The 21,131-nt window shown below is 57.3% G+C and carries 12 protein-coding genes; 8 read left to right on the plus strand and 4 right to left on the minus strand.

The genetic code is table 11. The features are described from left to right. Positions 1 to 49 precede the first annotated feature (49 nt). The 7 genes from SH410x_RS14235 (at position 50) to SH410x_RS14265 (ending at position 10,848) form a co-directional block, all read left to right on the plus strand. Positions 50 to 565, plus strand: coding sequence for a hypothetical protein (locus SH410x_RS14235; protein WP_473677129.1), 516 nt, complete (start codon positions 50 to 52; stop codon positions 563 to 565). A gap of 443 nt (positions 566 to 1,008) precedes the next feature. Beyond that, positions 1,009 to 1,713 (plus strand): DUF2490 domain-containing protein, encoded by a 705-nt coding sequence (locus SH410x_RS14240; protein WP_473677130.1) that lies wholly within the window; start codon positions 1,009 to 1,011, stop codon positions 1,711 to 1,713. Between the two features lie 483 nt (positions 1,714 to 2,196). Beyond that, positions 2,197 to 3,396 (plus strand): pseudouridine synthase, encoded by a 1,200-nt coding sequence (locus SH410x_RS14245; RefSeq protein WP_473677131.1) that lies wholly within the window; start codon positions 2,197 to 2,199, stop codon positions 3,394 to 3,396. A 6-nt stretch (positions 3,397 to 3,402) separates the two neighbouring features. After that, positions 3,403 to 4,263 carry a dihydroorotate dehydrogenase electron transfer subunit gene (locus SH410x_RS14250; RefSeq protein ID WP_473677132.1) on the plus strand — a complete coding sequence of 287 codons (861 nt, stop codon included), beginning with the start codon at positions 3,403 to 3,405 and terminating at the stop codon, positions 4,261 to 4,263. A 48-nt stretch (positions 4,264 to 4,311) separates the two neighbouring features. After that, complete coding sequence (locus SH410x_RS14255; RefSeq protein ID WP_473677133.1) at positions 4,312 to 5,508, plus strand: glycosyltransferase family 2 protein; 1,197 nt, start codon at positions 4,312 to 4,314, stop codon at positions 5,506 to 5,508. Then, positions 5,508 to 7,160, plus strand: coding sequence for a hypothetical protein (locus tag SH410x_RS14260; protein ID WP_473677134.1), 1,653 nt, complete (start codon positions 5,508 to 5,510; stop codon positions 7,158 to 7,160). The genes SH410x_RS14255 and SH410x_RS14260 overlap by 1 nt, the downstream gene beginning before the upstream one ends. A gap of 91 nt (positions 7,161 to 7,251) precedes the next feature. Further along, the gene (locus SH410x_RS14265) at positions 7,252 to 10,848 is read left to right on the plus strand and encodes a hypothetical protein (protein WP_473677135.1); all 3,597 of its coding nucleotides are present in this window, start codon (positions 7,252 to 7,254) and stop codon (positions 10,846 to 10,848) included. A gap of 207 nt (positions 10,849 to 11,055) precedes the next feature. Here SH410x_RS14265 and SH410x_RS14270 read toward each other — a convergent pair whose 3' ends face one another. Further along, positions 11,056 to 12,507, minus strand: a complete 1,452-nt coding sequence (locus tag SH410x_RS14270) for an MATE family efflux transporter (RefSeq protein ID WP_473677136.1) — start codon at positions 12,505 to 12,507, stop codon at positions 11,056 to 11,058. Between the two features lie 6 nt (positions 12,508 to 12,513). Next, complete coding sequence (gene nusB, locus SH410x_RS14275) at positions 12,514 to 12,957, minus strand: transcription antitermination factor NusB (RefSeq protein WP_473677137.1); 444 nt, start codon at positions 12,955 to 12,957, stop codon at positions 12,514 to 12,516. Positions 12,958 to 13,050: 93 nt separating this feature from the next. Between nusB and SH410x_RS14280 the strand changes: the two genes are divergently transcribed. Continuing rightward, positions 13,051 to 13,323, plus strand: coding sequence for an acylphosphatase (locus tag SH410x_RS14280; RefSeq protein ID WP_473677138.1), 273 nt, complete (start codon positions 13,051 to 13,053; stop codon positions 13,321 to 13,323). A gap of 203 nt (positions 13,324 to 13,526) precedes the next feature. On the opposite strand, the gene SH410x_RS14285 is transcribed toward SH410x_RS14280, so the two are convergent. Continuing rightward, positions 13,527 to 19,313 (minus strand): PVC-type heme-binding CxxCH protein, encoded by a 5,787-nt coding sequence (locus tag SH410x_RS14285; RefSeq protein ID WP_473677139.1) that lies wholly within the window; start codon positions 19,311 to 19,313, stop codon positions 13,527 to 13,529. Positions 19,314 to 19,978: 665 nt separating this feature from the next. Then, entirely contained in the window at positions 19,979 to 20,884 is a 906-nt protein-coding gene (locus SH410x_RS14290) for a transposase (protein ID WP_473677140.1), read from the minus strand. Positions 20,885 to 21,131: the final 247 nt, after the last annotated feature.

Here is a 21,131-nt window from a genome sequence, read left to right on the forward strand (position 1 = left end):
CGGGCCTTGGCCCGAAGCCATTCACCTCTCGCACTCAAGGAACCTTTCAATGAAATTCTCGATCACAACATTTTCACTCATTTTCTGTGGACTCATCGGCTTTGCCGGTTGCAAACAGGAAACCACTACGCCTGCGCCCACTGCAACCACGGGCGACGGCGGCGGGCACGTCCATGCCGATGGCACTGAGCACGCTCCCCATGGCGCGCACGGCGCAGGGCCACATGACGGGACGGTTGCTGACTGGGGCGGCGGCAAATACCACGTCGAGTTCACGGTCGATCATGACAAACAACAAGGCACGGTGTACATCCTCAGTTCAGACGAAAAGTCGCCCGTACCTATCGACGCCGCGTCAGTCGATCTCAGCATTGGCGATCCCTTGATGCAAGTCACGCTGAAAGCTGCCCCCCAGGACAACGATCCAGCAGGGAAAGCATCACGCTTCGTCGGCAACCACGAGAAACTGGGCGTCGTTCAAGAATACGCCGGAACGATTTCGGGAGTCATTGATGGTACCCCGTATTCCGGTGATTTCGCGGAAGAGGCGCACGGACATGAGTAATCGTCGACGGAGGATTGCCGATCGCCGTTTGATGGTGCTCGTTTCAACGTCACTTGTTTTCTGAATCTTGAATCTTCATTCGCCAATCGAATCTTTCCCACACGAATCGTCAAAGCCCTGATCTCGGCAATCGTGACTGTTGCGGTTGCTGAAGTGGCGGGCCGGATGCCGCGAGTGGGTGCGATATTGTTGACACTCCCAGACTCCTCGAGCGTACGCATTCTATTTGCGAGTTCGAACGCTATCCCTCCATTCGGTTTTTCCGTCCTCAAAATGAATGCTTGCAGATCCGACCTCATCGATACGATGGGCATCGATCGGCGAGTTCCGCCGAGGGTCCGATGAGTGCCGTCGAGCGAACACGCCGGGCAAACCGATTCTCAGTGTGTGATTGATTGTTAGACGCTGCTATTGCACACACGGAATCAAAGGGTGGATGTCAGATGCGGAACGTCAGATTTTTATTCGTAGCGATCTGGGTGATGGTCGTTTGCCAAGCGGGAAGATCGAATGCTGAAACCCTGGATGACACAGGGCTCTGGTTCGCCGCATTCGGAAATGGAGAACTGAACGCGACGTCCGATGGTGCCAGCCCACTTCGATGGTGGTTCGACGCGCACTACCGCTTGCGCGACGACGCGGGGGGCTTCAATCAGAGCATTATCCGTCCGGGCTTGGGAGTGTCGCTCAACGAGGACCAGGCACTCTGGGCTGGCTACGCATGGGTGCTTACCTCTCCCGGACAGCGAGGTGACTTCCACGAACATCGAGCTTGGCAGCAATGGACCGCTGCGCCGTCCGCAGGCGACTTTCGATTCCTGCACCGGAGCCGATTCGAGCAGCGTTGGATTGAAACCGGCGATGACGTTGGCCTGCGATGGAGACAATTGCACCGCGCTCAGCGAATCCTTACGAACTGTCCCGAGTGGTCGCTTATTGCTTGGGATGAAGTGTTTTTCAACCTAAATGACACCGACTGGGGCGCCCAAGCGGGGCTGGATCAGAATCGAGTATTCATTGGTGTCGGCTTTCAACGCTGCCAGCGGGCACCGGTGCGGACAGAGATCGGGTATCTCAATCAATTCATCAATGCTCAGGGGCGTACCGACGCAATGAACCACATTCTTTCGATCAACTTCTTTTTCTAGGCATCAAAGAATGCAGCAGACAATCCGTAGACGAGCGGGAGCGGCGTATGCGATCGCTTGAATCGTCGTCCGATTCCCTGGTAGGCGGTAGCCCGTAAGAGCGGAGCAACGCTCCGACATGGGGCTGCGACCGTCAGCGCAGGTGCTCAGCGGCCCCGCCTGCCTGGATGTGGGGGGCACTGAGCAAGTGAGTCGAGCACGCAGGTCGAGCAAGCCAGGCAGCGACCAGCGATTTCTGGCGGTGCCGCGGGAGAGTTTTCGGGAGTTGCTGGACCGGGCGGCGAGGTAGGGCGCATCGATTCATTCGGCCCGCGGGCGCCCACTGCGACAAACTGCCGTTGGCTGCTAAACTATAGCGAAAAACCAACTTGGGAGACGGCTCAACCGACCAGTCGCTAGCGACCAACGGAGATACCGCTTCACAATCCCCCCAGTTGCCTAGTTCCTCTGCTCGTCACTCGCTCGCCCCTGAAGTCTGCTGTTATGCCTCGTCAACCCGCTCCTCGCGAGCAGCCAACTCGTCGTGCGAAGTCAGCTTCTCGCCCAAAAGCGGCGGGGGCGACAAAGCGGCTCAACCAATTACTCGCTTCGGCAGGGCTAGGCAGTCGACGGCATTGCGAAGACCTCATTCGTGAGGGTCGCGTCGATATCGATGGCCAGATCGTGACTCAGCTGGGCGTCAGTGTGGACCCAACACTGCAAAAAGTGCGTGTTGACGGGGTGGCGTTGAAGCCACAGAAGCTCGTCTATTACGCGGTGCACAAGCCGACGGGGGTCGTCTCGACGAATTCCGATCCACAGGGCCGCCCGCGGGTGGTCGATTTGGTACCGCCGACCCAGCGGGTGTATCCGGTCGGACGGCTCGACCGTACCAGTGACGGATTGATCCTGCTGACCAACGACGGCGACCTGGCTCAGTCGCTAGCGCATCCGCGATTTGGTGTTCAAAAAGTCTACCGGGTCACCGTGGCGGGAGAAGTCAAACCCGAGACGATGCGGAAAATGCGTGAGGGGATTTACATCGCCGAAGGTCTCGTTCGCGTTGATGGAGCGAAGATCCTGAAGGCCAAGAAAAAGGCAACGGACATGGAAATCCGCTTGCGTGAGGGCAAAAACCGTGAGATCCGGCGGATTCTGGCGAAGTTTGGTCACAAAGTGCAAACACTTCGCCGGATTGCAATCGGGCCGCTGCGATTGGGCGATATGCCTGCCGGGGCGTACCGCAATTTGACGCGGGGAGAGATCGACAAACTGCATGCGATTGCGGCCCAGGCCACAGCGGCGCCTCCAGAGAAACCAACGGCGGAGCAGGCCGCTGGACGCGGTGGCGCCGATCGTCGCGGTCCAGGTGTCGGCAAACCACGAGACCTCAAGCCAGCCGGCAAGAAAGGCGTCAAGGCGAGCACGAGATCGTCGAAGAGGAGCGAGGGCGGACCGGATGCGCGGAGCGAAAATCGACGGCCCGTGAAAGCGGCGCGACGGCCTACCAAGCTGCCCGAACGGGACAAGAACCGTGTCGGCACAATCATCGTCGGCGACGAGGTGATCGCCGAAACCCCACAAGAAAAACCCAAGAGCAAAACGAAGCAGCGATCGGCCAACGTGAAGGGCTCGAACCAACGCACCGGTCGAGGCTTCGGGAAGGCTGGGAAGTCAGCCGGTAAACGAAAGGGAACTCGGTAATCCACGATGGCTACTCTGGACGCGAAACACTACGCCGACGCAATCGAGCACGTTGACAGCCCACTGCTCGTCAACAAACAGGTTGCTGAGAACACTTTTTTGCTGCGTGTACGGGCCCCCAGTATCGCGAAAACCGCGAAGCCGGGCCAGTTTGTGATGATCCGATTGGCAGGGTTCGACGCGCCTTTGATAGGGCGTGCCTTCGCGATCTATGACGTGCATTTAGATCCCAACGACGACGATGCTGGTTCAATCGATCTGATCTACCTTCGCAAAGGCGCCTTGACCCTGCCATTGTCCGAAGCCCCCGTCGGTACCAAAGTGTCGCTATGGGGCCCGCTCGGCAATGCATTCCGTGACGATCCGTGTGATCGGTTGATCATGACGGTGGGTGGAATTGGCCAGACACCGATGCTGGTGACGGGCCGACACGCCCTGACGGCCGGATGGGCGCAGCAGGTCGAGATGATATACGGTGCCCGGCGATCCTCGCTCTTGGCCGGAGTCGACGATTTCCGTGATGCCGGTTTTGAGGTGACGACGTGTACCGACGACGGATCGGAAGGGCGGCAGGCGCTCGTGCCGGATGTCTTAGCCGAGCGACTCGATGAACTGCAGGAGCAGTCCCCTGACGCAAAAATCCGGGTGTTGACCTGCGGGCCTGAGATCATGATGCAAAAAGTTGCTGAGGTTGGCGCCGCTCGCGGCGTGGACGTTCAGGTGTCCATGGAGACGCCGATGGCATGTGGGATCGGTATCTGTTTTTCCTGTGTTGCCAAGGTGATTCAGGATGACGGCACATGGGACTACAAGCGAACATGCGTCGATGGGCCCATCTTTGATGCAGAGCAGCTGCATTGGAGTTAGAGTATTAGGCCCGTGGAGTCGCGTCCGAGACCTGTTCTGAGTACCGCAATGAATACACAAACCGATGATCACCCGTGGGTGGAACAGGATGGCGTTGTCCTGCGAAGCCCGCCGGCGGAACCCTTCGAACAAGGTTCGCCGGTGAAGACCGCTGCGGTGATGCCGGACTTGTCAATCGTCGTTCCGGCCATGAACGAAGAAGAGTCGCTGGGCACGTTGCACGAGCGGATACTCGATGTTTGCCACCGCGCCAAGCAACGCGTCGAGATCATTTTCGTCGATGATGGGTCGACCGATACGACGTGGACCAAGATGCAATCGCTCGCGGCGGAACATGTCGGGACAAAAGCGATTCGACTGCGACGTAACTTTGGCAAGGCGGCGGCGCTGAGCGTGGCGTTCTCGGTCGCACGTGGCAATATCGTGGTCACGATGGATGCTGATCTGCAGGATGACCCAGAGGAGATTCCCCGGTTTTTGCAGGCCCTCGACGAGAGATCCCTCGATGTTGTCAGCGGTTGGAAACGGGTTCGCCACGATCCCTGGCACAAGGTGTTGCCCAGCCGGGTGTTCAACGCCATGGTCAGCCGGCTGACAGGGGTCCGACTGCACGACCACAACTGCGGCTTTAAAGCGTATCGACGCGACGTGCTCGACGAGGTGGATTTGTACGGCGAGCGACATCGGTTCATTCCCGTCCTCGCTGCGGCGCGGGGGTGGAAAGTGGGTGAGATTGAGGTGCTGCACCATCCGCGTGTTCACGGCTACTCCAAATATGGTCTGTCGCGACTCGGGAAAGGCTTTCTCGATCTGATGAGCATCTATCTATTGACCGGCTACGCACGTCGTCCGCTGCACCTGATCGGCTCGGCGGGGTTGATGTGTTTCGCGGCGGGCTCGTTGGGCATCTTCTATCTAAGCGTGATGTGGGTGCTGACACGCCTCGGTGATGGCGAGCCGCTGCACCTGCACGCGACCGCAGTGTTCTACTACTGCATCCTGGCGATGTTGTTAGGTGCCCAATGCGTGCTGGCAGGGTTGATTGCGGAGCTGATCGTCTCGGTATCGGCGGCTCGTGATCGTTCGCTACAAACACTGCCCGTGAAGCGTTCGAACAACGCGACGGATGGGGCGAGGAGTTCTTTGTCGCGACCGAGTGTCCTGTACAGCGTGTCCGAGGCAGCGGGCTTTGACGCTGCAACCGGAATCGACGGCGACAACCACGACGCGCGGGGCGCGCGTTGATGCGTAAACACGACGAGCCGCGAAATATGCGGTTGCAAATGCATATGATCTTGATTGTGGTGGCACTCGCATTGGTGGCGGGCCGCATCGCGACGGTCATCAACCCCGAGGGCACTGCGGCGTTCTTGAGCGCCAATGATCGTAGCCGCTGGGTCAGCGTCGCCGCATTGGTGGAACAAAACACGTTTGAAATTGACGATCTGATCTCGATTCGAGGTGAACGCGGTCATCGGCTATGGGACACCATCGATAAGGTGCGACACGTCGGCGACGATGGGCGACTGCATTACTACAGTAGCAAACCGACATTACTAACGACCATGGTCGCGGGAGTGTACTGGGTCGTTCATGAGACGACGGGGCTGAAATTAACCGAGCACCCGATCTACGTTCCACGGTTGCTGTTGTTGTTGATCAACCTCCCGCTGCTGGCGTTATTCCTAATCACGATGACGCTGAGCATCGAAATGTCGAGTGCGGCGGATTTGGCAAAACGTTTCGCAGTGATTGCCAGCTGCTTTGCAACCATGCTGACGCCGTTCGCAATCTCGTTGAACAATCACTTATTTGCTGCCGCGGCGACATCGCTAACGCTCTATCTGTATTTACGGGCCACCGAAAAGATTTTCGATTCCTTCGGTGGGGCGACGTACCGACCGACATTCCTGCCCTGGGCCATTGCGGGGGCTGCTGCTGCTTTTGCGGTCGCGTGTGAACTTCCCGCATTGTCGATGTTTGCGCTATGGGCGGTGCTATTCGCCTTGCTAGCGAAACGCAGCATCGTTGGTTTTTCGATGGGAGCGGCTGTCGTGGCCATTGGCATTTTCGGCACGAACTACTGGGCCCACCAAACCTGGAAGACGCCCTACGCTCATCGCGGTGACGGCGACGTGGTCACCGAATTTTCGTCCGGGCGACTCAGTGCGGACGATAGCGGACACGAGCGGAACGCAGTGCTCGAAGATGAACTTCGGAAACTGCCCGCCCTCGATGGGGCCGGGGCGATCTCGCTCCGCGAACTCAGCGACATTGCCAACCAATACGAAGTCATCGCGGAATTCGATCGCGATGGAAAATCCGTGCAGCAGCAATGGAAAGTCCGCCAGACCGTCTCCGATCGATCGGTTTCGACCTGGGAACTCGTGGAGTGGGACGATTGGTACGACTACCCCGGCAGCTACTGGCGAACGGGCCGGCGAGCGGGCGTGGATCGTGGAGAGCCCAGCCGCGCAGTTTACGCATTCCAGGCAAGCCTGGGGGTTTATGGTCTATTTTCGCTGACGCCCATTTGGCTACTAATTCCGATGGGACTCATGCGGCGAATCTCAAATGGGCCGCGAGATCGGCGTTATTTAGCTGCCGCGATTTTGATATCGAGCGTGGTGTGCTTTGCGTTCTACATTGCGCGACCAGAGATCGACCGCAACTATGGCGGGGTAAGCGTTTGTTTCCGCTGGATGCTATGGTTTGCCCCCCTATGGTTGTACGCGATCGTCACGGAATTGGACCGGTACTGTGAAACACGGCGAGGGCGCGCTTTCGTAATCGTGCTCCTGGCAGCAAGTGTTTTCTCGATGTCAATGTGTCTGGATTCGCCTTGGCAAAGCCCCTGGTTGTATCGTTTCGCGTCATTTTTGCACTGGATAAGCTAGCCGGCCCATCGCTAGTATCAACGCCGTCCCGACAGGATATTCATCCGGTCGATTCTTCGAAAAAGTTGCTCTCACGGATGAGACGCCAGCGTTGCCCGCACTGGATTCCACTTCACGACTAAGCTCCGGCCGCAAGCGTTTCCAAACGTTGTTGGTGCTGGTATTGCTATGCCTAACGATCGTCGTTGTCGTCCGAACGCTCGGGCCACAGACATTAGGGGAACAGGCGCGGCGGATTTTTGAAAAACAGCTTGCCGAGCACTATCAGGACTGGGACATCTCGGTTGGCCGGGGTATCTATCGGCCTGGCGTGGGATTGCAGTTCGATGACATCAGGCTGTCTCCGCGTGTGCCGACAGATTACGCAGCGAAAGCCGGGCAAAGTCGAGCCGCTGCGATCAGTGAGTCGATCCTGAGGACTTGGCGTAGCAAGCCGGCGGTCCAGATGAAGCGGATTACCGTTTTTGCAGATATCGATGTTCAGAAGCTGCTCGATCAACGCAACCCGATGGACACGAAGAAGATCGTCGTGGAGGGCGTGACTGCGGATGTGAGCTTGCAGTCTGACGGCCAGTTGTCACTAGCAAAATTGTGGCCGCCGCCTCGACTCGGGCCGATCTGCCCGCGCATCGAACTTCGGGAAGTCCTGGTCAATGTATCGGTTCAAGCGAAAGCGGGTTCGTCGTCATCACGCACGCTAGGTTCCCATGTCAGTGGAGACGCCGGGGCGAGTGACCAGGACCAGCCCCTTCAGTTTCATTGGTCTGAAATCACGATGCAGAACACCGACGAGATTGCGGGAGTGTGTGACGGCAAGCGAACCATCACGATGCGTGGAGACAGCGATTTGTTTCGCCGTTGTGATCTGGAACTAACCCAAACCCTGGCGTTGGGCGTCGTGACTGGGACGCGGTTGCAGTCCAAGGTTTCGGATCTACGTCTGACCGATGGTTTGGCCACACGAATTGAAACGTGGTTGCCCCAACGTCTGCCAGCGGATGCCCAGTTCAGCATCGCGGGCGATTTGAACGTACAGTTTCAAATGGGCTCACCCGCCGAGGGCAAGCACCCCGCCAATCCGAATTCCTTGGCCTATGACATCGACTACCTGGTGCGCGACGGTAGCTACACAGACAGTCGATTGCCTGACCGGTTCGAGCAGCTTCACGGGCGTGTGCGTCTGACCCCGGAGCGAATGGAGCTGCTCCCCACGGAGGCAAAATTTGGCGACGCGACCTGCCATGTCGAGGGATCGACCGATCTCGAAATGGTGATGACACGGTCAGAGTCAGCAATGTCGAGCTACCTCAATCGGCTGCGTGATCGGACTGATTTATTCACCGTCCGGATGGGTGATGCGACCGTGATCACGAAGCTCTCGAACTGCAGAATCAAAGTTGCCGCCAATGACTTGCAGCTCAACGACGGTCTGCGCCGATCGCTTCCAGCCAGCAGCGCCGTGCTGTTTGACCGTTTTCGACCAGCGGGCCGAATCGATCTCGTTTCCGAGCGATTTCACCGGGATCCCTTCAATGGCGAGCCCTGGGAAATTCAAGCCAATGTGCATTGCAAGGGTGTTGATGTGCGGTTTGATAAGTTCCCCTACCCGGTCCAACAGCTGCGCGGCGAAATCCGGGTTGCGAACGGTCGTATCGACACACGGCGACTAACCGGCTTGGCGGGAGGCCGACCGATTCACTGCACCTTCAACGTCCCAATGAAAGTGGATTCTGACTCGGATGCATCCCCCGAGAAGACCATCGTCATTCAATCCGATGGAGCGATTGCGATCGACAATGCCCTGGTGTCCGCATTGACCCATCGTGAAGTCGTCGCTGCAGGGACCGCGTCCGCCGTTGCGGAGCCGTCCAACCTCGAGCAATTTGTACGGTCGTTACAGCCTCGTGGGGCCATTGAGCTCGCTTCCGCGTCGATCACCACAGACGCTGCAGGCGTGACGAGCCGGCAAATCGACTTGAGAGTGATTGGAGGCACGCTGCGATATGAGAAGTTTGCCTATCCGTTGTATAACGTCGCGGGTCGTATCCAAGTCGAAAACGATCTCGTGCGTTTGATCGGGTTCACCGCCAATAACGCGGGAGCTGCCAAGATCGCTTGCGACGGCTTGTATCAAATGCCCCTACAGCAATCTCCCTCGGAACTGAGCCTACGATTCCGCGTTGCTGACTTGGCGATGGAACACTCCCTGCGAGTTTCCCTGCCGGAGTCGTGTCGTTCGGTGTGGGACGCCCTCACGCCCGCGGGGACACTCGACAAGCTCGACGTGCAAGTCCGCCAAACGGGCGTTAATCCCATTCAGCTATCGTTTGATGCCTCACACCAAACGGAAGCTCGCGCGAACCCAAACCCACTGAGCATCCGCCCCAAAGCGATCCCCTACCGAATCGATATTGTGGGCGGCAGGATTGGGTTCCATGATGGGGTCGTGAAAATCGAAGATCTGCGTGGCCGTCACGATGCATCGCGATTGATCGCCGATGGTGTTTGCCAAGCCGAGCCATCAGGGCAATGGCTGCTGACGCTGGATCTGCAGAGTGGGTGCAGACTGATACCGGACGATGAATTGATCGCGGCCCTCCCTGAGCAGATGAGCTGGGCGATGCGTGGGCTCGACCTGCGGGGACCGCTGGGGCTGCGGGGCGTCACCAATATCCTATTGGCTGAAAGCGAGACCGAGGATCCAGTAATCAACTGGGACTTAGCACTGCAACTCGAGGGTAACCGCATCGCCGACGTGGGTCCGGTCCACTCGTTGCGCGGCGAGATCATGATTCGTGGCATCAAAGATGGTGAACTACTGCGGGCCGGAGGCGAAATTGCGATCGATTCGCTACACGCTTACGGCTTGCAACTTACATCGCTGAAAGGCCCTTTTTCAATCTTGGGCGAGGAACTGCGACTGGGAACACTCGCCAGCGATGTGGATCCCATCTCAGGACTGCCACTCACAGCCACCAGCCAGCTCCGACGTGGCGGTGAAGCGGGTGCGATCGGGCAGTCCATTCGCCCCCCCATTTCGGGAAGCATGTTCGATGGGAAGCTCGATGTCAGTGGCACAGTAGCATTGTCGAGCGCCGACTTCGATGTGGGCGTGTCTTTGGAAAATGCTCAAATTGCCACCATCCTCTCGGAGATGGGCCAGACTCGATCGGGGATCACCGGACGATTTGATTCCAACTCGCGACTCGATGGACGTCTCGGAGACTCGGACCTGCTCAAAGGCGCCGGTTCGGCTCGCGTCAGTGGAGCCAATATGTATGAGTTGCCTATGATGGTGCAGTTTTTCAACTTGCTTCGCATCACCCCAACCGAAGATGTCGCGTTTACCGATGCCCAATCTGAGTTTGCCATCTTTGGGGAAGACGTCAATTTCAATCGCTTGTCAGTATGGGGTGATTTGATCGCACTGGACGGCAGTGGGACTTTGTCGCGGCTGGAACATTTGGATCTGACTTTCAATACGAAGGTCAGCCCGACCAATCTATTCAGCAAAGTAATCAGCCCACTGCGTGACAATCGCTACACGTTCTTTACAGTCGAAGTAGACGGCCCCATCTCAGCGCCGACCATTCAACGCCGGACATTGAGCGGCGTGAGCCAAACCCTGGAGTCCTGGTTTCCGAGCATGATCCGATCCACGACGGCGGAGACTGCGACACTGCGATAGCATTTCAGCAGTGCGTCCCGACTAGAATCTCGCCTCTTCCACAGCGACAGTGGATCGAGATGACGGGGCAGCAAGTGTGTTTCCACGAACGCAGAGCAGCGATCATTCAGGGCATGGGCTCGTTGCTCGCGGACGGTTGAATTCGTCGAAGTGCGGCCGGCGATGGCGAGCCGAGAAATGCAGGCGGACGGACCACCGAGGCGTTGCCTAAACCATCCGCATGTTCTTCCAGGAACCCTGTGCATAGCGGCCCGTCATGGCTGCGGCTAATAGGACGACGAAGGCGGTGATCACTTTCCACCACCAATACAGCACCGCGGACACGGATTCCGACATCGATCCGACCTCAGCCGGATCCGTAGGCGTCGCGGCACCCCACAGGGCAGGTTGCCAATCGGGCTCCCACGCGAACCCAATACTCAGCGTGATGAGCGAAACCATCAGTCCCGCGAGCAACACAAACCAAGTATCCCCCGCACCGCGCAGAGCACCCGCGAGAATCAATTGCGTGGCATCGAGAAGAACATAGATCGCGACAAACCCCAAGAGCCCTTGCGCCGTTTGCAGCGCCAGTCTCGCGTCATCGGGAATCGTCGTGGCCGCCGGATTGATCGAATACAGCGAGATCATCGTTTCAGCGCTGAACCAATAAACCACCGCCCAAGCAGCGGAATAGAGCCAAGCGATCGTCAACGCCGCCCGCACACAGCGGACCGCTCGCTCCGGGCCGCTACCAACCAGGTGATTACCAACCAAGACGGAGACGGCGATCGATAAACCAACCAACGGGATGAACGCGATCATATTGAAATTGATTGCCATCGTCGTGGCCTGCAGCGGAACTTCGCCGAGGCGCCCAATCATCAGCACAATCACCGTAAACGCCCCCGCCTCGGTGGCATACATCAGCCCCGCGGGGAACCCAAAATAGACCAATCGTTTCATCATGCCGCGATCCAACCCCAGGCCCTGCATGATGCCATATTTCAAACGATAGTGCGGTTTCAGCAAAATCGCGCCGTAGCAAATCGCTTTGAACCAAAACGAAATCACGCTGGCGATGCCTGCACCGGCGATCCCGAGTTCCCACACCCGTGGCCCCGCGCCGCCCCACCATGCGGGGTCAACGCCAAAGATCAGCAGGTAGTCGAGCAGTAGGTTGACCAGTCCCGAGATGATACTGACGACCGCAATCGTTCGCGTTCGGTGAGTGCCGCTGAAGAAGCCCGACAGGGCTGTCTGCAGCACTTCGCCCGCGCCGCCCCACATCAAAATCTGAAAATAAATCGTCTCCGCGGGGATCAGCGAGGGGGCTTGATCGGTCCAGCGAAACAGCGGTTCGGCAAAGTACGCGGCCAGCAAAAACAAGGGCATGGTCGCTAGCGAAAACCAAACGGATTGCCAGAGCATCCCGCCAATCCGACTGGGCTGCCCCGCGCCCACGTATTGACTGGCGATGGCGCCGGTCATCGACGCGATTCCAACAAAAACACAGATCGAAACCCAGAACAGATTTCCTGCCGCCATGGCGGCACCCATCTCCGCGGGTTCGTGCTGAAACAGCAATGTCCGGTCAGCGAACAGCACGAGCGAAAACATACCCGTGCTGATCATCAGGGGCACCGCGACTCGCAGCACCTCGGCGTACGCAGAACGCATAACGGACTATTCCGAGGCGACAGCCGTCTTTTCAGCGATGGACTTTTTAAACAGCCGATCGAGCACGCCGTTAATGAATCGCGGACTGTTCTCACCGCCATACCGGCGGGCCAACGTCAGTGCTTCGGAAATCGCTACCTGGCCGGGCGTTTTTGAAAAGAGAATTTCATACGCACCCAATCGCAACACATTGCGATCCGTCACCGGCATGCGGGTGAGCGCCCAATTGGTCGATAATCGCCTCAATTCTCGGTCGATCTCATCGCGATGGGCCATGGTACCGTCGAGCAGCCCACTGGCAAAATTGGTCAGTAGTGTGCGGCCTTGCATTCGAGATCGAATGAAACGGCGTGAGGCATCCGCATCGCGCCAATCGTTCAGATCGGCTTCGTAGAGCAGTTGCAGGACTATTTCGCGGGCGCGTCGGCGTGTGGACATGCCTGATAACATGCCCGAAATGGTCGTAGGATGTCAACGGGCGGCAGTTCAAAAAACGACCATTTCTCCGACCGCGTTCAAATCCACTCCGAGAATGATTCCAAAATGAAAATAGAACGAAAGATCTTTCGATACCGCGGTGACGTTCAGGGCGTGGGATTTCGTGTCAACGCAATCCAACAAGCCCGGGGACTTCAGATCGCCGGTTTTGTCAGAAACGAGTGCGACGGCGACGTCACCATGGACGTCCAGGGCCCCGCAGCGTCCATCGAGGAACTCGCCCAACGAGTCGCCACATCCATGAGATATAAAATTAACGAGACCATCATCGACTGCCGAGATCCACTGCCAGAGCGGACAGGATTCAAAATCCGCTAATTGCCAAAGAAGCGTCGATGGGCGTCGCGGTTCACGACGCGCCGATGCGATCGGAAGAATCAGCCCAACTGGCGATCTCGGACCGGATCGCGCCGTCAGACACCCATCGACGTTCCGTGCACGTGCAATCGCAGCGGGCGACGCCGAGATCACTCCCAGTGATATCGCGAGTCACCCCCCACGGGATTGCCCTGCTCGGGATCCTAACGCTCCAGCTGAATGTTTCGGAACCGAACTTCGGTCTTCCCGCCACTGTGTAGCTGGAACGCAATGATTCCGGATTCGGCCCCTTGCTCATCCTCCAGATCGACGCAGAGTTTCCCGTTGAGATACGTGCGAATGTGATGGCCGCGGACAACGATTTTGTACCGGTTCCACTCCCCCGGCTTGATGTGCGCGTCGCCCGGTTGGTCCCACAGCAATCCTCGCCCGTGCTCCTCGTAGAGTTTCCCCCACCAATCCACACCGACGTCCGCTTGGTAACCAGCCACTTCACCATCATGAGCGTGGCTACGAAACTGAATGCCACTGTTCCCACGATTGCCAACTAACTTGACATCCAACGTCAGGGTGAAGTCATCAACGGCCAAGTCACTGACGATCCATTCGTTTTTAGCGAGCCCGTCGGTACGCCCCACCAACTCGCCGTTTTCAACAGACCACAAACCATCTCGCCCACTCCAGCCCTTCAAATCCTTGCCATTGAAAAAGGAGGCGAGATCTTCGTCCGACGCCAACATCGGCGTCTGTTCCTTGCCACGCAAATAAGCGATCAGTGATCGCACTTCATGGTCGCTGAACTGTTTCAGCTGATCCTCTGGCATCATCGACTTCTCACTCAGAATGCGCTCTTCAATTTCATCCTTGGGAACGATGACCACGGCGTCGGACGACTGAATCGTGATCGAGCGATTGTCTTCGGCTGTCACCAAACCGCTGACAACACGTCCGTCATCGGTTAGAAGAATGGTGGGCAGATACTCCTTTGCCATCACTCCACTCGGGTCAACAATGTTGCTCAGCAAGTAATCCAGGTTCGAACGATTTGATCCCGTTAAGTCAGGGCCGATCTTAAATCCAACCCCATACAACACGTGGCACTTCATGCATGTCTTGGCAAACACCGCCCGTCCCAGGGCGAGGTTCGCCGGCGGCAGCGTCTCTGACTCAACGAGCTTTTTGTAACGGTCGATCATTGCCAGTTTATCCGCATCGGACTCGCGAACGGTTCCCCAGACGCGTGAAACAAGATCGCTAATCTCTTCATTCTGTAAGAGCTGAAGTTGACGCACCAGGTCAGCCGTCAAATCCGTGCTGGCGATCTGCTTGGCCTCAATGGCACGCAGCAACGACGCGCCACTCGCTGCGCGGGAACAGAGGGTGCCAAGCACCATGCGTTTCTGTTCTGCGGTGAAGTCGTCATAGTGAGAAAGCAGAGACGCGGTCGCATCACGGGAGTCGTACTGAGCCATGCCGCGAATCGCTGCTTCACGCAAAGGTGGATCGGCTTCCAGCAGCGCGATCAACGTGGGAATCAGTTCGGGGTCCCTCGCACCGAGCAACGATTCGATTGCAACAAGCCGATTCACCGGACTCAACGCAGCATCGGTGATCTGCGCACGCATCCTGGCGGTCGCCGCGGGGTCACCAAAGGTCACGCCCAGGGCGATCGCTTGGGTACTCACTTCGTCATCGTCGCTCTGCAGCAAACGGTCAGAAACGTGGCTCCACTGCTGTGGCGGGGCCACCTGCCGCTGACCTCGCAACGCCAATCGGATCGCCTTCAAAAAGGCGAGTTGAATCGACGGTGACTTGGCGTCCCCCAAACCTTGCACCAAGACATCGAGCGACTGCCCCGCATCGTCGGCGCTGCCAATGCGACGCAACATGAACTCTTGCACGAGTGGGATCGCCACACCTGCTTGCATGGCCAATGCCAATGCTCGGGATGCGTCGACGTCCGCCAGCGGCTCTGCGGCATACCAATACATCAGCGGTAGGTTGTGGTCGTCAGCGTCGCTGGGGTGACTGCACAGGGCCGCCAATAGATCCCAGCGATTTTCCAAAGCGATGCTCTGTGCTGCCGACGCGAGATACAAACGCACGATAGGAGACGGATCCTGCCGAGCCAGCTCAACGAATTTCTGTAGCATGGTTTCCGACGGTGTGTTTTGCGAGACCTCCATGGCGAGTTGGACCGCCCACCCGCGAACGTATGGACTTGCGTCACTCAGCAGGGTCTGGATGATCTCTTCGTCCAATTCGGCGATGACATGCAGTGCCCAGGCTGCGCGTAGGCGTCGAGTGTCGTCCGCATGGGTTGTTGCAATCTCAAGTAATCTGTTCTGAGCTGCCGGATCGATCTCCCTGTGCGCCGCCCGCTCTTGGAGCAGCCGACGGCTATGACGCACAAACCAATCGTTCTTCTGAAGGACCAATTCGGCAAGCTCTCGATCGGACATCTCCGCGAGCGGCTCGGTAAGCCCACTCAATCGATCCGCATTGTCGGCATCGGAAGTTGTCTGTGATTTCGTTGCTTCGTTGCCGTAACTGATTTTATAAATGCGACCGTTACTGCGGTCGTGCAGGTTCACTTCGCGGCGATGGCACGCCTGCATGTCGTACCAGTCAATCATCCAGGCATTGCCGTCAGGACCGTATCGCAAATTTAGAATCTGCGATGCCTGATCGCCGGTCAGCAGAAAATCTGGTCCGTGCGTGCCGACGTACCCCGAACCACTTGGTTCGAGCCTGTCGACATTCAACCTTTGCCCGTGAATATTGTTCATGAACAGTTCGCCACGGTACGAAGAGGGCCAAGCATCGCCCAAGTAAATCATGGCACCCGCGTGAGCGTGGCCGCCCCCAGCGGAGTCCGAACGGCTGTTCCCACCGTGTGGGTTCGCACCGAGGTAGTGCAGGTGGTCCGCGATGGTCGTGATGTCACGATACGTGTACGGGTTGAAGTGCTGCCCGCCTTGACGTTGGTATCGCGCACCTTGAATGACATGATACAAGTGCGGAATGACACACGCGGTGATGAATGCTTGACCGTGGTCATTGAAATCGACGCCCCATGGATTACTCGTGCCATGGGCGAAGACATCAAACTCGTGTCGCGTGGGATGGTACCGCCAGACAGCGGCGTTGACAGGAACTCGATCCGCATCGGGCGTCCCCGGCTTGCCAACCCGCGAGTGAGTGAAAACACCATGGCAGCCATACAGCCAACCATCGGGCCCCCAAATGAATGCGTTGAGTGTCTCGTGAGTATCCTGATAGCCCCATCCATCGAGCAAAATCTGTGGCGCCTCATCCGGAACGTCGTCACCATCGCGGTCAGGAATGAACATCAGATATGGTGCCGCACCGACCCACACGCCGCCAAAGCCAACCTCCAGACCGCTGACGAGATTCAACCCTTCAGCGAATACCGTTCGCTTGTCGAGCGATCCGTTGCCGTCGGTATCCTCAAAAATCAGAATACGATCGCGGCCTTCGAATCCCTTGGCTCGCTCTGGATACTCAAACGCTTCGGCAATCCAAACTCGACCACGGTCGTCGATTGCCATCGCCACCGGCTGCTGAACGTCTGGCTCGGCGGCTCCTACGGTGACGTGAAATCCATCGGGCACCTTCATCGCCGCAGCGGCCTGTTCGGCGGGTAAACCGGCATGGGGATACTCATCGGCCTGCAAGACAATCTTGGGCGGAGTCAGCTCGGCTGGACGTGTCGCATGCAAGCGAAAGTGATCAAAATTCACATGTCCCCAACCGCCGCGATGCTCGTCGACCAAGCGAACGAAAATCTCTTTTCCGATCAATGGTTTGACGTCGACAACCACCTGCTGCAGCGTCTCGCTGTTGGGCCCGGAATACGCAAAAAACACGTCGCCCGTTTCCTGCTCAACCAACTCAACGCGTGTCTGTTCGTGTTTGCCTCCCGCGGCCAAGAACGTCGCAAACGGCTCTGACACCACAAATGGGGCCGATGCCAGCGTGCCAGTCGCTTCATCGCCGTGCAATTCAAAGCCGCCGATCCAGAACTCACCCTCGTGATCGCTCTGCATATCATTTCGCCGTGCCGAGACCGTGTCACCTCTCACAGGCTGGTCTCGGAATGCGTCACCGGTCGCGGTCCAATCCGCGAGCGTGCCACTCTCAAAATCAAGACTCAGGGCGCGTCCATCGGCCGTTTTGGGCAGTAGACCGTCCTCGGGGTTGATGCCGGCGACATAGGTGCCGTCAGCTTGCTTGACCCGCACGTAGTCGATCGCAAACATGAAGGACTGAACGGCCGAGGGATTCGCGCCAGTGATCTTCACACCGAGGATGTGCTGATTGCCTTCCACCGTCACGTTGGGGAACGCGAGCACACCGGTCGTCTTCACATCGCGTTGGAAAAGATCAATGGGATCCCCGAGCGGCTGATCATCGAGTGAAAGTTGGACGATTCCATAGTCTTTCGCACCCGTCAAAACGACTTCAATATCGACGGTGCCCGAAAACTCCGGTAGCTCCATCGTCAACGAGTCGCCCGGTTTGCCACCCGTCCACCACAACTGTGACTGCCCGCTCCACCGGTCCAAAGAGAAACCACGCATGTCCTGTGGTCTGGCCGCTCCCCCGCTGACATAGAACGTCAACGTTTCAGCTTCGATCGCCCCCGCCGCTCGCGCTGTCCTGGGACTCATCTTTACCTTGGTTCCATTTGCCGCCTGGGCCTGAACGGCGGACTGAGGCTCGAATTGAGCAAAGACTTTCGGCTGAGCCGCTTCCCAAACAGCTTCCGTGACCGGTTCTGTTTGATGAAGCAGGACATGCCCGCCTTTCATGCCTCCCACAACCACATCGGGCAATCCATCGGCATTGACGTCGTCCACGACAATTTGCCGACCGACGCCTGATTCGGAATCAATCAAATGGGGCACCCAACGGACGCCATCCTCGTCACGAACCAATTCGAACCAATACGCGACAGCACCTGCATCCCACATTGGACTCTGGCGATGGTGTGACCAGTACGTTTTCCCGGTAACAATGTCCTTCAACCCATCGCCGTTGATGTCCGCCAGATCAACCGAGTGCAGTTCAGTGAATAACACACCATATCGATTTTCAGATGGCTTGGATCCCATGATACGGTGGTAGCGGAACGAGACATCGTCGCCCGTGCGCACCTGTTCGTACCAGCCCAATCCAAAATCGTGCGCAGCATTGCTCGTGATGATGTCATTATCTCCATCATCGTCGACGTCATAGGCGTACATCTCGGCTCCGCCGTAGGCACTACTGAAGGCAGCATCGAACGAACGCCAACGAGTTTTCAATGCGTTCGCATCAGGCTGTTCGTACCAACCGTGAGCGTGAATCAGGTCCAAACGACCGTCGCCATTGACATCGCCGACTCCCAACCCGTGCGGTGTTCGCTTGGCAGCCTTCGGTTCGGATACGGCATGAAACTCCCAGCCCTCAAAGGCATTGGCGGGATCGAACGTGGCAAAACCAAAGAACCCATCATGAGCACAGACGAGATCTCGACGGCCATCACCATCAATGTCGATAAACTCAGGCGATTCGTTCCCCACATCGTCCATCACACGGTGTCGTTTCCAGTGTGCGCCGGAGGTTGGGTTCTTGGGGTTTTCAAAAATGAACGCGGGAGTTCCCGGCAATCCCACCATCAGGACATCCGAAAAGCCATCGTCGTTAAAATCCTCGATCCAGGTAAAGAAGTTATCCGCGTAGCGATTCATATTCTGCGGAACCGGCTTATAGATTTCGCGTTTCGTCTCAAAACTCGGTCCCTCGAACCAATAAGGACCGTACACGAGATCTTTGATGCCATCCCCGTTGAGATCGCCTACCGCTGCTCCTTCAGAGAAATAGGTATCTGATAATTGTTGACGCTCGAACGAGTGCAGCGTGAACTCGTCGGCAGCGGAAACCGTCGCCGCGGCGGCAACGAAAATAAACAGAAGGAATCGCATCGAACTCTCACTCAATTCGTAAATAAGAAAATTGAACTCTGGGCACCGGGCGGTACGACCGCTTCGTTTGCATCGATTGCAAACGCTTGCTCATGGCATTCCTCGAGATCCGATTGGACATCTTAGTCGGCCGACTCGGCGCTGCCCGAACAATCCAACGCCTAGGATAGCATGCTGGCCAGGGCCCGTCGTTTTCCGACAGAGCAGAAGCCCTCGCTTAGCCAAAAAATCGATTGGTTGCCCACGATCCTATCGCATTCAGTAGTCGCGAAAGGATACGACGAACTAACGGTTGCGGACTTTGGCGAGGATTGACGTCTCGTGGGAGCGATACTGCTGCACCTCCGAAGAAAGAAGTGGCCGAACACTCCGCGGTCAGCATGGTCGACCGCGGAGCGTTCGACCACAATTTCAGACAGTCATTTCCCCGCTCCTTCCTAAGCGACGCGGGATCAGTAACTGGCGTAGTGGATCTTGTTAAAGATCCATCCAGAACAGGATCTTTTACAGACGCGACCGACATTAGGTGGCTTTGCTGCGGGCGACTTTTTTGGGTGGTGCAAAAGTTTTTAGCCGAGGCCTCTCTCGAGGCCCTGGTTTGACTGTCGAGGAGTCGCAGGCTCTACATGAACCGTCGTCCTAGTCGCCTATTGCCCCTGTTTTTCCTAGTTGATGGCCAATTGGAGCGAATTCTTTCTCTGGCGGCGCATTGCCACCGCTCGAAGCAGATTCCAACCGGCCAGCTTCGGTAGGATCGAAAGCTTCACCGCATTGTGGCCGCGAACGCGGAGCCGACCCAAGCCCATCATTCGCTTGAGGCAACCGTTGGTCCCTTCGATACCCGACCGCCAACGGTACCTATCGCGGAACTCGTCGCTCTGCTCGTGGCGACGACGCGCGTCGGCTCGAACCGCACTGCCGGTAAATTGAATGCGGCCGGTCGGCTGCGCGTTATCCCGATTGCGTTGGACGCGGCAGCGTGCAAGCAGCGGACAGTGCTGGCACTTCTCGGGATCCATCTGTGCGAAAGTGTAGTCGCCTTTGGCGTTGTAGTTGGTCGACTCGGGAGCGTGACCAGCCGGGCAAGACTCCAGTTCACCGGCGCAGTTGGCCATCTCGCTAAGCAACGCGTGATCAATAACTGGCGTAGTGGATCTTGTTAAAGATCCATCCAGAACAGGATCTTTAACAAGATCCACTACGGTAAACCCGTCACTTATTGTTCCTGGTATTCTAAGCACATGGGTGGAATCGAGACGCTGTTTTTTGACTTTGACTTCCATGCTTTGCAGCAGGGTGTCGGTAACGCCTGCGAAGATCTCCTCACTGATCTTCTCGTTGCTTTGCATTCGAGCGATGTAGCGTTCAATGGCTCGCTGAGTGACTTCGGTGCTTGGCTCCAAGTTCAGTGCGTATTGGATGTCGGTTCGGAACAGCAGTGCTTCGTGGGCCTGGGGGACAGTCCAACCTTGAAAGTCACGGATCCAAAGGAGCGCGATGATCGCGTGCAACTCAAAGGTTGGTCGTTCTTGATCGTCACTGAGATGCTCACCGACGAGGCCGATGGGCATCTGCGTCCAAGAGCACGTCGCGAAGGAGGCCCTGCCATCCGTTGTCAATCATCTTTCGCCCCATGGGGCCGATGACGCCCTCGAACGGGTCGAAAAGTCTTTGCTGCGTAGGTAGTTCGATGGTTTCACTGACTAACCGACCGCTCGAAGAAAAAAGCTAAATCCATACAGCAAAAGGCAACGCATCTCGCCCACGAAAGATGCTGGTAGCATGAGACTTTGGTCGGGCGCGTCTGTTAAAGATCCC

It is taken from the genome of Rhodopirellula sp. SH410 (assembly GCF_055811895.1).